Raw genomic sequence first — 15,074 nt, forward strand, 5'->3', positions numbered from 1 at the left:
GAAAGGGGGTGCGTGTGGGGCGGTGGATGCGGACGGTGCGGTGAGGTCCAGGACGCGCTGAAGGTCGGCGGGTACGGGGCGGTACGCGGCAGTGCGCTCCCGGGCGTACGCGGTGAGCATGTGGGCCAGCTCCGTATCGCCGCGGGCACGTTCGGCCAGGCCGGCCACGGCAGTCACCGGGACGCCGGTGAACAGGCACTTCAGTACGGCGTGCCGCCAGGTGTGCGCGTCGAGGTGACGGGCGGCGTACGGGCCCACGGCGGCGGCGACCAGCCGGGTGTCGTCGGTGCGCAGCGCGTCCTCGACGAGCGGCCGGGCGCTCGGGCCGAGGTCCAGGTGGGGCAGCGCCATGAGCACGGCGCGGCGTTCGGCGGCGGTGCCGTGCTCGTAGAGCCGGGTGACGGTACGGGTGTCGGCGTGGGCCGTGTGCAGGAGCAGGATGCGGGCGGCCTCGGCCGCTTCCCGGTCCCGCGCGTGCGGCGGCTCACGACGGGTGCAGTGCCGGCCCGCCGAGGCGAAGCGCATCTCCCACACGGGCGGGGCGTATGCCGTGTAGGAGAGGGCGGGGCCGCTGCTGCTCGCCGGGGCCCGGGGGCCTGCGGTTTCGGCTGGTGCCGCGGTCCGGACTTCGGGCGCGGCTGGTGCTGCGGTCCGGGCTTCTGCTGCGGCTGCGGCTTCGGCCGTGGCTCGTGCTGTGGCTTCAGCTTCGGCTCCGGCTCGTGCTGTGGCTCGGGCTTCGGCTGCGGCTCGGGCTGTGGCTCGGGCTTCGGCGTGTGCTTCGTCCAGCGCCTCGTCGAGCCAGGCGCGTGCGGCGCCGCCGAGCCGGTCGCGCAGGGCCGTCTGGAGCTGGGCCATCCATGCCTCCGGCGTCAGCATCGCGGGTCTCCTGCGCTCGGGAAGGACGGGTGTGAGGGGACGGTGGCGCGGGCCGGTTCAGGGGTGCGGGTGGGGCTCGGTGGTCCGGTGTCGGCGTGGGCGGGGTCGGTGTGGGCGGGGTCGGCGGCGCGCAGGAAGGAGAGGGAGGTACGGGCGAGGTCGGGGCCCGCGTGGGAGTGGCGGGGCAGCTCGACGCTGACCAGGCCCTGGTAGCCGGTGTCCCGGAGCGCTGCCAGGACCGGCGGGAAGTCGATCTCCCCCGTGCCGAACGGGAGATGCTCGTGCACGCCGCGCCGCATGTCCTCGATCTGGACGTGCCGCAGCCAAGGCGCGGCGGCGCGGACGCACGCGGCGGGCGGTTCGGGCTCCAGGCACTGGCAGTGGCCGATGTCCAGGGTGACGCCGAGGACTTCGGCGGGCGGGGCGTCGAGGGCGGCGCGTAGGCGGTGGAAACCGGCGAGGTCGGAGAGGAGGTGGCCCGGTTCGGGTTCGACGGCAAGGGGGATGCGGGCGGTGGCGGCCGCATCGAGTACAGGGGTGAGCGCACCGGCGAGGCGGTGCCAGGCGTCCGGTTCCGGCGTACCGGAGGGCCGGGGCCCGCTGAAGCAGTGCACGGCCGTGGCGCCGAGGTCGGCGCCGACGCGGACCGCGGTGCGGAGCAGGTCGACGCGGGCCGTACGGGCGTCCGGATCGGGATCGAGGAGAGTGGGGTGGTGCTTGCGCCGGGGATCGAGGACGTACCGGGCGCCGGTCTCGACGGCGACGGACAGGCCCAAGGTGTCGAGGCGGCGTGCCAGTTGACCGGTGCACGACGCGAGGTCGGGGGCGAGGGGGTCGAGGTGCATGTGGTCGAGGGTGAGGGCGACGCCGTCGTAACCGAGGTCGGCCAGGAGGGCCAGGGCGTCGGTCAGCCGAAGGTCGGTCAGGCCGTTGGTGCCGTAGGCCAGGCGAAGCGGACTCGTCGTGGTCATGTCGGGCTGACCTTCCGGGACAGCCGCCGGGCGGCGGGCACCAGAGCCATCAGTGCGGCCCCCGTTCCGGGAGCGCCGGCCCGGGCCGCGAGAGCCGCCTGGAGCGGGATCATGGCGCGGATCCCGCTGCCGACGGCGCGCTGGAGCAGGTAGGGCGAGGGATTGAGGGCCGCGTGGAAGAAGGGGCGGGCGGCGGTCCCGGCGTAGAGGACGGCGGCGGCTCGGGCGAGGGGCCTGGCGAGGGATGCGGGGAAGGCGTCGGGGAGGGCGTTGGCGAGGGGCTTGGTCACCGGGTCGGTGACGGAGGTGTTGCCGTTGGCACCGACAGTCCCGACGGGCCCGATGGACCTACTAGCACCATAGAGCTCACTCGTACCACCGGATCCACTAGAACCACTGGGACCACCGATCCCCCTCGCCCCTCCGACCACCCTGCCCACCGCAGCCACTACCCCCAACGCGGCCAGCGGCAGGGCCGGCGAACTGCCCTGCGCTTCGCGGCGCGAGACCGTGGTGACCGCGAGCGTGTGCGTGCCGAGCAACGCGGCCGATGGCAACGCCCTCCGCAGCGTCCATATCGCCCGCCCCGATCGCACCGGAGCCACCGAAGCCGCGCCCTGCAGTACGTCGAGGGCGCGGGCCCAGGCCATGGCGAGCGGGCCCGCCGGGGTGTTCTTGAGGTGGAGGTCGTACGCCCAGACGGTGGCGGCGAGCGCCGTGGCGGTGACGAGGGACGGCCGACCGGCCGCGGCCGCCAGGGCGAGGCCCGCCCCCGTCAGCCCGGCGGCCGCGCCGAGGGCGGCGGCCGGGGCGATGCGGCCGGACGGGATGGGGCGTCCTGGGCGTTCGACAGCATCGGTGTCGCGGTCGGCCCAGTCGTTGAGCGCCATGCCCGCCTCGTAGAGGCAGAGCGAGGAGCCGGTGGCGAGGAGGGTGCGGCGGCCGGGCCGGGCGCCGGCTGCCGCGGCCCCCGTCAGCAGGTCCCCCGGCACGCTGAACAGGGCGGAGACCCGGAAGAGTTCCAGCCAGGGAGAGGAGGCACGGATCGGCGCGACGCGTGAGGGAGAGGGAACGGAAGAGACGTCGGCGGGGCCGGTAGGCCCGGTAGACCCGGTGGCGGCGGTCGGCGGGAGGTTCATCGGCGGATCCGGAGGTCGTGGGCGAAGGCGAGGAGTTCGGCGTACTGGTCGGCCAGGGCGGCGGGCCCGCCGTCCGGGTCCTTGAAGTAGAAGCCGAGGGGGCCGAGGGGCCCGGAGATGCCGGCCGCGTGCGCGGCGGCCACCAGCCGCACCAGGTCGAGGACCAGCGGCGCGGCGAGCGCCGAGTCGCAGCCCTGCCAGACGGTCTGGAGGATCATGCGGTTGCCGAGGAACCCTTCGAAGGCGACGTGGTCCCAGGCGGTCTTCCAGTCGCCGAGGGCGGGGACGTTGTCGATGTGCACCTCGCCGGGCGGTGCGGCGCCGAGGTTGTCCGCGAGGACACGTGCCTTGCCCGCGTTCTTGGCGGCCGCGGCCGCCGGGTCGGTCAGGGTGGCACCGTCGCCACCGCCGAGCAGGTTGGTGCCGGACCAGGCCCGGACGGAGAGGGCCCGTTGGGCGAACATCGGGGCGAGCACGGAGCGCAGCAGGGTCTGTCCGGTCTTGCCGTCGCGGCCCGCGTACGGCAGCCCGCTGCACACGGCCATCTGCTGGAGCAGCGGGTGGTGCATCCCGGTGGAGGGCGTGAAATTGACGTACGGACAGCCCGCGCGCAGCGCCGCGTGCGCGTAGAGGGAACTGGGCGGAAGGCGGTCGTCAGCGCGCTCGCCCCCGGCCGCGGGCTCCGTGGAGGCCACGTTGACGACGACGGCACGGTCGAGTGCGTGGGTCCGCAGGAACGCGCGCAGGTCGGCGGTGAAGGCGGTGACCAGCTCCCGGTCGTCGCGGTCGTCGCCGGGGAGCGGGCCGCCGGGCCGTACGGCTTCGTCCGCCGCGACCAGTTCGGCGCGTACGGCGTCCGGCAGGCCGTACGGGAGCACGCCGCCGGCCGCGAGTTCCTCGGCCCGCTTGGACAGCGGGTACGAGGTGGTGTCGTGGCCGCCGAAGACGAGGGCGGACAGTGGCGGCAGCGGGACTCCGTCGAACGGCGCGGTCTCGGTGACCATGCCGGTCGGCGGGTGCAGCCCGGCGGCGACGGCGGCGCAGCCGGCGACCACGGTCGTCGCGACCGATCCCCGCGCCCCGACCAGCCACACCCCCGTGCGCCCACCACCGCCCCTGAACTCCCCGCCAGAATCCAGCCGGCCACCGCCACCGTCCCCAGCCCCCTTACCCGGCCTCGACCCGCCACCACCCCCAGCACCCCAGCCCGGCCTCAGCCCACTACCACTCCCAACCCCCTCCACACCCATGCCCGCCTCCGCCGTGCGCTCCGCCCCCACCGCCCACTCCGACCCCGTCATCATCTGCCGCCCTTCGCCGCCGTCTCGTACTCCTTCACCCGGATGGTGCGGAAGGAGATCCGGTCCTCGTCGCCGTGGTTCTGGATGCCGATGTGGCCCTGGCGCAGGCTGCGCGCCGGGTCCGTGTTCGTGAAGTCGTTGATCTTGCGTCCGTTGAGGAACACGCGTAGCCGTTCGCCCTCGACCCGGAGTTCGTAGGTGTTCCACTCCCCCGGCGGGTTGAGCGCGGCGTCGCGCGCCTCGGTGTCGGCTGCCTGGAATCCGTAGACGGAACCGGTGGTGCGGTCCGGGGCGTCGGTGGCGTCGATCTGGATCTCGTAGCCGTTGTTCACCGCTGACCAGGGGTCGTCGGAGGGCGGAAACCCGAGGAAGACCCCGGAGTTGTCGTCGCCGTCGGCGCCGGACATCTTCCAGTCCAGTTTGAGGGAGTACGACCCGAACTCCTTTGCCGCGTACCAGAGCAGACCCATGCCGCCGGTGGAGGTGAGGGTGCCGTCCTCCAGGGCGAAGGAGCCGGGGCCGGCCTGTTTCCAGCCACGGGTGGAGGTGCCGTCGAAGAGGGGCCGGTAGCCGGTCTCCGGGCGGCAGTCGGCCTGTGCGGCGCCGGTGGCCCAGCGGATGCCGCCCAGCAGGTGCGTGCGGAAGGCGGGGTCGGCGAAGGACTGACGGGTGTGGCCGCGGCCGGTGTAGAAGGCCCGGCCGCCGCGGTACTCCTGGCACCAGGCGATGGGGTGGTCGCCGCGCATGGTACCGCCGTTGTAGGTGGACTCGTCGAGGGTGGCGAGGACGTGGGCGCGGGTGCGCGGGTTGCTGCGGTAGTTGTACCACTCGTCGGTGCGGTTCCAGACCGCCGCAAGGTGGGCTGTGGCCGGGTGGGCGCGGTCCTCGACGCGTACGGTGGCGGGCTGCACGGCGGGGTGGGACTGGAAGTAGGCGCCCGCCAGTTCGCCGTAGAAGGGCCAGTCGTACTCGGTGTCGGCGGCAGCGTGCACCCCGACGTATCCGCCGCCGCGCGCGATGTAGCGTTCGAACGCCTGCTGCTGGGCGGGGTGCAGCACGTCTCCGGTGGTGGAGAGGAAGACGACGGCGGCGTACCGGGACAGGTGCTTGTCGTTGAAGGTGTCGGCGTCCTCGGTGGCGTCCACGGTGAAGCCGTGCTGCTTGCCGAGGGCCTTGACGGCAGCGATGCCGTCGGGGATCGAGTCGTGCCGGAATCCGGCGGTCTTGGAGAAGACCAGGACCCGGTGCGCGTCGCGTTCCGGGGCACGGGTGGTGCCGCCGGGCAGGGCCGTGGTCGCCAGCAGGGCGGCGGCGGCCGCGGTGGTGGCCAGCCGGGCAAACGGGTGCATACGGGGTCTCCTTCCTCCGGCCACGGGGCGGGCGGCCGGCGGTTCCGCGTCCGGTCGTCCCGGGCGCCGTCCGCCCGCCCCGGTGGCCACCTGGGGTCAGCCGGTGGTGAAGGTGAAGTCGTCCAGGTCGTAGAGGGCGCCGGTGCCACTGCCCTTGAAGACGAGGTAGAGGGTGGTGGTACCGGCCGGGGGTTTGCCGCCGAGGACGGCCGAGACCTCGGTGAAGGTCTCCCAGCCGCCGGTCACCGGTACCTTGACGCTGCCGAGCAGCCGTCCGTCCGCCCGGCCCGTACGGATCTCCAGCGTGCCGCCGGACCCGGCGGAGGACACCCGGGCGGTGAACTTCTTGGCGTTCTTGACGAGGTACGGCTGGAACGCGATCCAGTCGCCGTCGTGGATGTCGCCCACGGTCCGGCCGCCGTGCGCCGGTGTGTGGGTGATGACCTGGACGCCGCGGGAGGTGCCGAAGTGCTCGGCCTGGCGGTGCCGGGGCTGGGTGACGGCCTGGTCATGGGTGGTCAGCGGCGGCTGGCCGTTGGCTCCCCGGTCGGTGTACTCGGCGTCGAAGACCCCGAAGATGTTGGCGTCGGGGTCGTGCTCGTGGTCCGCAGAGGTCTGGATGGTGCCGGAGCAGCCGGTGGCGGAGGTGACGGGGTGGCCGTGGCTGTCATGGCCGAGGATGTGGGTGACCTTGACCTTGGCGCAGTCGACGGTGCGGTCCTCGGGGTCGGTGACCTCGACCTCGAACGGGACCTTGTCGCCGAAGGTGAAGAGCTGGCCGTCCCCGGGGAGTCGCAGGGTGACTTTGGGAGCGGTGTTGCCGACGGTCAGGTACACGCTCGCCGTGCCGGTGCGGCCGCCGGGGTCCTCGGCGGTGACTGTCGCGGTGTAGGTGCCGTTCTTGCGGTACGTGTGGGCGGGGTTCTGCTGCTGCGAGGTGGTGCCGTCGCCGAAGTCCCAGGTGTACGTCAGCGCGTCGCCGTCCGCGTCGGTGGCCGAGGCGGTGAACTTCGCCCGGAGCGGCGCCTGTCCGGAGGTACGGTCGGCCTTGGCCTCGGCGACCGGTGAGTGGCCGCCGGTGGCGTTCTCGATACGGTAGAGGGCGGAGTTCTCGTCTCCGTTGAAGTAGCCGGTCCCGTAGTCCAGGACGTACAGCGCGCCGTCCGGGCCGAAGGCCATGTCCATGACCTGGGTGCCCTTCCAGGGGAAGGCGTTGATGGTCCGCCCGGTGCCGTCGGCGGCCTGTTCGATGCGCTTGATCCAGCGGCGTCCGAACTCCCCGGCGAAGAAGTTCCCGTCGTACGCCTGCGGGAACTTGATCTGCGAGGTGGAGGCGGCGTCGTAGCGGTAGACGGGTCCGGCCATCGGGGACTCGGAGCCGGTACCGAACTCGGGCACCGACCCGCCGTCGTACGGGATCCACGCGGGCTGGGCGGCCGGCAGGTCGGCCAGCCCGGTGTTGCGTGGCGAGGTGTTCCTGGGCGCGGCGCAGTCGAAGGGGGTGCCCGGGGTCTCGGTGGCGAAGTCGTAGTCGACGTAGGCGTCGTTGTCGCCGGTGCAGTACGGCCAGCCGTAGTTGCCGGGCTTGGTGACACGCGCGAACTCGACCTGGCCCGACGGGCCGCGCTTCGGGTCGGCGGTGCCCGCGTCGGGCCCGTAGTCCCCCACGTACACGGTGCCGGTGGGCTTGTCGACGCTCATCCGGAAGGGGTTGCGGAAGCCCATCGCGTAGATCTCGGGCCGGGTCTTCGCGGTGCCGGCCGGGAAGAGGTTGCCGTCGGGAACGGAATACGTGCCGTCGGCGTTGACCTTTATACGCAGGATCTTGCCGCGAAGGTCATCGGTGTTCCCCGCACTGCGCTGGGCGTCGTAGGCAGGGTTGCGGATCGCGCGCTCGTCGATGGGCGTGTAGCCGTCGGAGGCGAACGGATTGGAGTCGTCGCCGGTGGAGAGGTAGAGGTTGCCCTGTGCGTCGAAGTCGATGTCGCCGCCCACGTGACAGCAGATGCCACGGGAGGCGGGCACGTCCAGGATCTTCTTCTCGCTGGCCGGGTCCAGGGTGCCGTCGGCCTTCAGGACGAAGCGGGAGAGGCGGTTGACGCCGTCGAACTTCGCGAAGTCCGCCGCGGTGCCCTCGTCGGGGGCGTCGCCGGAGGGGGTGTCGAGCGGGGGCGCGTAGTAGAGGTAGACGAAGCGGTTGGCGGCGAACCCGGGGTCGATGCCGACACCCTGGAGGCCCTCCTCGTCGTGGCTGTAGACGGGCAGCTTGCCGGCGACCTTGGTGGTGCCGCCCGCGTCGGTCAGGCGAACCGTTCCGTCGCGGGAGGTGTGCAGCACGGACCGGTCCGGCAGCACGGCGAGCGTCATCGGCTCGCCCGTCTCCGGCTCCCCCTTGGCGAGGGTGACCTGCTGGAAGTCCTCGGCGGCGGCCGCGGCGGACTGCGTCGCGCCCGCGGCCGGTACGGCGGTGGCGGCCGGGACTCCGGCCAGGGACAGGGACGTGGCGGCCAGCAGCGCGCTCGCGAACAGGGCGAGTGCCGGGCGCAGGGTGCCTCGGCGTGATCTTCGGTGCACGGTGCCTCCCTTGCGGGTGGGTGGGCGAAGGGGTGACGCTCGGCCATGCGGCCCGGCCGGGGTGCGCGCCTGGGGGCACCTCCCGGCGGAAGCTGGGGAGTCGCGATGCCCGCGGAGATACGTCGTGAGCGCCCGGTCCTCAGCCGCCGGACGGGTCCGCTCCGAATGCCGCGTCGAACGCGGCGGCGGGCGGCTCGTAGTCGTACGACTTGAGGTGGGCCAGCGCTTCGGGCGCGCCCTGGAGGCGGTCCATGCCCGGGTCCTCCCACTCGACCGACACCGGGCCCTCGTAACCGATCGAACGCAGCATCCGGAAAACGTCCTCCCAGGGCACCTCACCGTGCCCGGCCGAGACGAAGTCCCAGCCGCGGCGCGGGTCGCCCCAGGGCAGGTGGGAGCCGAGACGGCCGTTGCGGCCGTCCAGCCGGCGCCGCGCTTCCTTGCAGTCCACGTGGTAGATGCGGTCCCGGAAGTCGTACAGGAAGCCGACCGGGTCGATGTCCTGCCAGACGAAGTGGCTGGGGTCGAAGTTCAGACCGAAGGCGGGCCGGTCGCCGACCGCCTCCAGGGCGCGGCGGGTGGTCCAGTAGTCGTACGCGATCTCGCCGGGGTGCACCTCGTGGGCGAAGCGCACGCCCTCCGCGTCGAAGACGTCCAGGACCGGCCCCCACCGCTCGGCGAAGTCCGTGTAACCGGCGTCGATCGTCGAGGGCGGTACGGGCGGGAACATGGCGACCAGGTGCCAGATCGCGGAGCCGGTGAAGCCGACCACGGTCCGTACGCCGAAGGCCGCGGCGGCGCGTGCGGTGTCCGCCATCTCGGCGGCGGCCCGGCGCCGTACGCCCTCCGGCTCGCCGTCGCCCCAGACGCGGGCGGGCAGGATGGCACGGTGCCGCTCGTCGATGATCGCGTCGCAGACGGCCTGGCCCACCAGGTGGTTGGAGACGGCCCAGCACTTCAGGCCGTACTTGTCGAGGAGCCCGCCCCGGGTGGCGAGGTAGCCCGGCTCGCCGAGGGCCCGGTCCACTTCGAAGTGATCGCCCCAGCAGGCGAGTTCGAGACCGTCGTAGCCGAAGTCGCGGGCGAGCCGGCAGACCTCCTCCAGGGGCAGGTCGGCCCACTGGCCGGTGAAGAGCGTGAACGGTCTGGCCATACGTGACTCCTCGGGGCGGGCGGACGAGTGGGCGGGCGGGCGGAGAGGTTCGGGGGTACGAGGCGGTACGGGAGTACGGGGCGGTACGGGAGTACGGAGGCGAGCGGGGCGGTACGGGTGGTGCGGTGGCCGCTTGCGAGGAAACGATCCGGTCGGCGGGCGCGGCTGACAAGAGGGAGGGCCGCGTCAGGTGGGGATGTCGGCCACCGGCACGGCTGCGGGACCGGATCCGGGTACGGGAGCGGAGTGGGGGGCGGAAGCGGATTCGGGTGCGGATACGGGTACGGGCGTGTACGCGCAGTTCCTTGCCGCGCTGTCCTCGACGGCCGCCAGCACCCGCTGCACCTGCAGCCCGTCCGCGAAGGACGGCGCGGGCTCACGGCCGGCCGCGATGGCGTGCACGAGGTCGCGTGCCTGGTGGACGAAGGTGTGCTCGTAGCCGAGACCGTGGCCGGGCGGCCACCACGCCTCCAGGTACGGATGGTCGGGTTCGGTGACCAGGATGCGGCGGAAGCCGGCCGCGACGGCCGGTTCGGTGTGGTCGTGGAAGGACAGTTCGTTGAGCCGTTCCAGGTCGAAGGCGAGCGAGCCGTGGGCCCCGTTGAGTTCGAGGCGCAGCGCGTTCTTGCGGCCCGCGGCGACCCGGCTGGCCTCGAAGGAGGCGAGCGCGCCGGAGGCGAAACGGCCGGTGAACAGCGCGGCGTCGTCGACGGTGACGGCGCCCGGGCCGCCGGTGGGCAGCGGCCGTTCCCGTACGAAGGTGCCGGTGACCGCGGAGACGCCCGCGAGCTGTTCCCCCGCCAGGTACTGGGCGAGATCGACAAGGTGCGCGCCGAGGTCGCCGAGCGCTCCGGAGCCCGCCTGTTCCCGGCGCAGCCGCCAGGTCAGGGGCGCTTCGGGGTCGACCAGCCAGTCCTGGAGGTAGGTGGCGCGTACATGCCGCAGGGTGCCGATCCGGCCGTCCCGGATCATACGGCGGGCGAGGGCGACGGCCGGGGTGCGGCGGTAGTTGAAGCCGACCATGGCGCGTTGGCCGCGGGCCCGGGCGGTCTCGGCGGCGGCCGCCATCGCCTCCGCCTCCGTCACGGAGTTGGCCAGCGGCTTCTCGCACAGTACGTGCTTGCCGGCCGCCAGCGCGGCGAGGGCGATCTCGGCGTGACTGTCGCCCGGCGTGCAGATGTCGACGAGCTGCACGTCGGCGCGGTCGAGCAGGCGCCGCCAGTCGGTCTCGGCGGCGGCCCAGCCGTGCCGGGCCGCGGCCGCCGCGACGGCGTCCCGGTCCCGGCCGCACACCGCGTTCATCGCGGGGCGCAGCGGCAGGTCGAAGACACGGCCCGCGGTGCGCCAGCCCTGGGAGTGGGCGGCGCCCATGAAGGCGTAACCGACCATGCCGATGCCGAGTTCGGCCCGCGGGCCGGGCGACGGGGGCTGCTGGGGGCGCGGGGCCGGCGGGGTCACCTCCGCAACCGGCCGTGCGGCGTGCGGGGCCGGATTCCGCACGTGGTCGTCGCGGTCGTCGCGGTCACCACGATCGTCGCGGTCACCACGATCGCCGTGCTCACCGTGCTCGTCACGGTCGGCGTTCTCACCGTGCTCGTCGCGGTCATTCATGCATCACCTCGTCGGTCGGCCGTGGTCGGCGGTCTTCCGTGGAACTGTGCGGTCGGTTCGGTCAGTTGAAGCCGGTGGGGAGGTAGTCGTCGACGTTGTCCTTGGTGACGACGGCGGAGTAGAGGGTCACCGAGGCGGGGATCTCCAGCTCGGCGGTGCCGGAGATGCCCCGGCCCTGGGCGAGGGCGCGGGCCAGGTCGACGGCCGAGGCCGACATGGTCGGCGGGTACAGGACGGTGGCCTTCAGCACCGAGTTGCCCGCCTTGATGGTCTCCATGACGCGCCGGGAGCCGGCGCCGCCGACCATCAGGAAGCCGTCCCGCCCGGCCTGTTCGATGGCGCGCTCGGCGCCCACGCCCTGGTCGTCGTCGTGGTTCCACAGGGCGTCGAAGGAGGGGTGTGCCTGGAGCAGACCGGCCATCTTAGCCTGCCCCGACTCCACGGTGAACTCGGCGGCCTGCCGCCCCACCTTGCGGATGTTGGGGTAGTTCTTCAGGGCGTCGTCGAATCCCCTGGTGCGCTCCCGGGTCAGTTCGAGGGTGTCGATGCCGGCCAGTTCCACGACCCTCGCGTCCGGCTTGTCCTTGAGCTGCTCGCCGATGTAGCGCCCGGCGTTCAGGCCCATGCCGTAGTTGTCGCCGCCGATCCAGCAGCGGTACGCCTGCGGGGAGGCGAAGACCCGGTCGAGGTTGACGACGGGGATGCCGGCCCGCATGGCCTTCAACCCGACCTGGGTGAGCGCCTTGCCGTCGGCAGGGAGGACGACCAGGACGTCGACCCTCTTGTTGATGAGGGTCTCGATCTGCCCGATCTGCTGAGCGGTGTCGTTGGAGCCCTCGGTGATGTCGAGGGTGACGTCCCGGTAGCGCTTCGCGCGGTTCCTGGCGTTCTGGTTGATGGCGTTGAGCCAGCCGTGGTCGGCCTGCGGTCCGGCGAAACCGATGGTGACCTTCTTGCCCGGCTTGTCGTCGGCGCCGTCCGCCTGCTGCTGCGTGGCGCCCGCGGACGCGTCGCCGCGCTGGTTGCTCGTACAGGCGCTGAGCAGGGCTCCGGCCGAGACGGCCGCCGCGCCGAAGAGCATGCTCCGGCGACTGCCGCAGCGGGCAGTGGCCGAGGCGCCCGCCTCCCTGCCGCACGGGCCGGATGTGCCGTACGAGCCAGACGTGTCGTACGGGCCAGACGTGTCGAACGTGTCAGACGTGTCGTACGGGCCTGGCATGTCGTTCGCGCCTGGCGGGCCGTACGGGGCTGGCGGGCCGTACGGGCCTGGCGTGCTGTCGGTCATGACTTGTGCCCCTTCTGGACCAGTACGGCGACGACGATGATGGCGCCCTTGGCGATCTGCTGGACGGCGGTCTCCAGGTTGTTCAGGGCGAACAGGTTGGTGATCGTGGTGAAGACGAGGACGCCGAGCACCGAGCCGGTGACGGTGCCGCGGCCGCCGCTGAGCAGGGTGCCGCCGATGATCGCGGCGGCGATGGCGTCCAGCTCGTAGAGGTTGCCGTTGGTGTTCTGGCCCGACCCGGTCAGCACGATCAGCAGGAACGCGGCGATGCCGCAGCACAGTCCGGACAGCAGGTAGAGCAGCAGCCGCTGCCGCCGTACGTCGATGCCCGCCAGCCGCGCCGCCTCCGGGTTGCCGCCGACGGCCACGGTGCGCCGCCCGAAGGTCGTACGGTTCAGCAGCAGCCAGCCCGTGATGGTGACGGCGGCGAAGACCAGCACGATCGGCGGGACGCCGAGGACGTACGCGTCGCGGCGGCCCAGATCCAGTACGGACGGTACCGACACGATCTGCGTGCCGCCCTGGCTGATCTGGAGGGCGAGTCCGCGGGCGGCGGCGAGCATGGCGAGCGTGGCGATGAACGGCACCATGCCGCCGAACGAGACCAGCAGCCCGTTGACCAGCCCGCAGCCGAGGCCGACCAGCAGCGCGCAGAGCAGGATGCCGCCGAGTCCGTACTCCTGCGTGGCCACCGTCGTCGCCCAGACCGTCGCGAGGGCGACCATCGCGCCGACGGACAGGTCGATCCCGCCCCCGATGATCACGAAGGTGACGCCGACGGTCACCACACCGATCACCGATGCCTGGGTGAGCACCAGTTGCAGGTTCTGCACGCTCAGGAACTGCTCGGGCCGGGTGAGGGCGCCGACGGCCACGAGCGCCGCGAGCACGCCGAGCAGGGAAAGGTTGCGGACGTCGGCGCGGGCGCGCAGCCGGCCGCGCACGCCGGGGGCGCGGACCGGCGGCGGGCCGGGCGCTTCCGGCGCGGGGCCCGGCGCGAGGTCCGACGCCGGGGCGCTTCCGGCACCCGCGGGCACCGGTCGGCGGGGCACTTTCTCTCCGGAGGTGTTCACGGTCGGTCTCCTCGCGGTGTGTCGGCGCTGCCTGCCATGACCAGGTCGAGCACCCGGTGTTCGTCCAGGGCCGCCGCGCTGTCCTCGTGCACGACCCGGCCTTCGCGCAGGACGAGCACGCGGTCGGCCAGACCCAGGACTTCGGGAAGTTCGCTCGACACCAGCAGCACCGCCACCCCGTCGTCGGCGAGCCGCCTGACCAGCGCGTACAGCTCGGCGCGCGCGCCGACGTCCACCCCGCGGGTCGGCTCGTCGAGCAGCAGCACCCGGCAGCCGCGCAGCAGCCAGCGGGCCAGTACGGCCTTCTGCTGGTTGCCGCCGGACAGGGTCCGCACCGGCCGGTCCGGGTCGTCGGGCCGCAGCGACAGGTTCCGGGTGGCGGCGCTGGTGGCGGAACGTTCCGCCACGCGGTCCAGCCACCCGGCACGGGAGAAGCGCAGCAGCGAGGAGACCGCGACGTTGCGGTTGACGGACTCCAGGAGCAGCAGGGCCTGGGACTTGCGCTCCTCCGGGGCGAGGCCGAGCCCCGCGCGTACGGCGGCGGGGACGCTGCCGGGGCGCAGCGGGCGTCCGCCGACGAGGACACGGCCCGCGGTCGGACGGCGCGCGCCGAAGACGGTCTCCAGGATCTCCGAGCGCCCGGACCCGACGAGCCCGGCGAGCCCAAGGATTTCCCCCGGGTACAGGTCGAAGTCCAGCGGTGCGAACTCGCCGCGGCGGGCGAGCCCTTGGACGGTGAGAGCGGGGGTGGGGGTGGGGGCGGCGGTGGGGACGGGGGTGAAGGCCGGGGTGGGGGCGGGGGCACTGTCCGCGGTGGGCACGGGGGCCGCGGGGGGCGCCGCGCGCTGCCGTACGGGGAAGGTGTGCTCGACGGTGCGGCCCGTCATCAGGGTCACGATGTCCCCGGTACGGGTCGTCCGCGCGTCCAGCCCACGGGCCGCCGCCCGGCCGTCCTTGAGGACGGTGACCCGGTCGCCGACCTGGCGGATCTCCTCCAGCCGGTGCGAGATGTACACGACCGCGACACCCGCGCCGGTCAGGCCGGCGACGATCCGGAAGAGGTTGCCGACCTCGTCCGGATCGAGGGCGGCGGACGGCTCGTCCATGACGATCAGCCGTACGTCGTGGGAAAGAGCACGGGCCATGGAGGCGATCTGCTGCCCGGCGGCGGACAGCGAGCCGACCGGCGCGCGCGGGTCGATCTCGGGGTGACCGAGACGGCGCAGGATCGTGGCGGTGGCGGTCCGGGCCTCACGGGGGCGGACAAAACCTGCGGTGGCCCGTTCGTGCCCGAGGAAGACGTTCTCGGCCACCGACAGTTGCTCCACCAGGTCGAGTTCCTGGTAGATGGTGGCGATGCCGAGCCGCATGGCGGCGGCCGGCGACTTCAGTACGACCGGTGCGCCCTGCCAGCAGATCTCGCCCGCGTCGGGCTGGTGGACCCCGGCCAGCACCTTGATCAGGGTGGACTTCCCGGCGCCGTTCTGGCCGAGGAGGCAGTGCGTCTCACCGGCCGCCACATCGAGGTCGACACCGTCCAGGGCCCGTACGCCGGGGAAGGACTTGCTGATGCCGTACATGGTGAGCAGGGGTTCACCGGGGCCCGGCGGTCCGGACGAGGCCGGCGGTCCGGGGTGGTGCTCTGGTGCCATGGCGTGCAGCCTCCTCGACGACGTCGGTGAGCGGCCGGACGGTGCGGGCGGTGCGGGCGGTACAGGCACGCTGCGGCGCGGACGGACGCG

At 73.1% G+C, this 15,074-nt stretch carries 10 protein-coding genes and 1 pseudogene; all 11 read right to left on the minus strand.

Annotated elements, in window-relative coordinates; all coding sequences use genetic code 11:
- Positions 1-12 precede the first annotated feature (12 nt).
- A pseudogene (locus tag ACZ4QV_RS17350) lies at positions 13-855 on the minus strand (EboA domain-containing protein); the annotation flags it as partial.
- A 14-nt stretch (positions 856-869) separates the two neighbouring features.
- Positions 870-1,847, minus strand: coding sequence for a sugar phosphate isomerase/epimerase family protein (locus ACZ4QV_RS17355; protein ID WP_361581651.1), 978 nt, complete (start codon positions 1,845-1,847; stop codon positions 870-872).
- Complete coding sequence (locus tag ACZ4QV_RS17360; RefSeq protein ID WP_361636553.1) at positions 1,844-2,986, minus strand: SCO3242 family prenyltransferase; 1,143 nt, start codon at positions 2,984-2,986, stop codon at positions 1,844-1,846. Before ACZ4QV_RS17360 ends, ACZ4QV_RS17355 begins: the two co-directional genes overlap by 4 nt.
- Entirely contained in the window at positions 2,983-4,125 is a 1,143-nt protein-coding gene (locus ACZ4QV_RS17365) for an inositol-3-phosphate synthase (RefSeq protein ID WP_361582005.1), read from the minus strand. The genes ACZ4QV_RS17360 and ACZ4QV_RS17365 overlap by 4 nt, the downstream gene beginning before the upstream one ends.
- 161 nt (positions 4,126-4,286) lie before the next feature.
- Positions 4,287-5,636, minus strand: a complete 1,350-nt coding sequence (locus tag ACZ4QV_RS17370; RefSeq protein ID WP_467763080.1) for a ThuA domain-containing protein — start codon at positions 5,634-5,636, stop codon at positions 4,287-4,289.
- Between the two features lie 96 nt (positions 5,637-5,732).
- A complete protein-coding gene (locus ACZ4QV_RS17375) occupies positions 5,733-8,210 on the minus strand; it encodes a PQQ-dependent sugar dehydrogenase (RefSeq protein ID WP_361636547.1) in 2,478 nt (825 codons plus the stop codon).
- Positions 8,211-8,349: 139 nt separating this feature from the next.
- A complete protein-coding gene (locus ACZ4QV_RS17380; RefSeq protein WP_361581663.1) occupies positions 8,350-9,363 on the minus strand; it encodes a sugar phosphate isomerase/epimerase family protein in 1,014 nt (337 codons plus the stop codon).
- 186 nt (positions 9,364-9,549) lie between these two features.
- A complete protein-coding gene (locus tag ACZ4QV_RS17385) occupies positions 9,550-10,752 on the minus strand; it encodes a Gfo/Idh/MocA family protein (protein ID WP_361582008.1) in 1,203 nt (400 codons plus the stop codon).
- Between the two features lie 283 nt (positions 10,753-11,035).
- The gene (locus ACZ4QV_RS17390; protein WP_361581666.1) at positions 11,036-12,055 is read right to left on the minus strand and encodes a substrate-binding domain-containing protein; all 1,020 of its coding nucleotides are present in this window, start codon (positions 12,053-12,055) and stop codon (positions 11,036-11,038) included.
- Positions 12,056-12,255: 200 nt separating this feature from the next.
- A complete protein-coding gene (locus tag ACZ4QV_RS17395; RefSeq protein WP_361582011.1) occupies positions 12,256-13,203 on the minus strand; it encodes an ABC transporter permease in 948 nt (315 codons plus the stop codon).
- 125 nt (positions 13,204-13,328) lie between these two features.
- Positions 13,329-14,984, minus strand: coding sequence for a sugar ABC transporter ATP-binding protein (locus tag ACZ4QV_RS17400; RefSeq protein WP_361581669.1), 1,656 nt, complete (start codon positions 14,982-14,984; stop codon positions 13,329-13,331).
- Positions 14,985-15,074: the final 90 nt, after the last annotated feature.

The sequence above is a fragment of the Streptomyces sp. NPDC026394 genome (assembly GCF_055567735.1).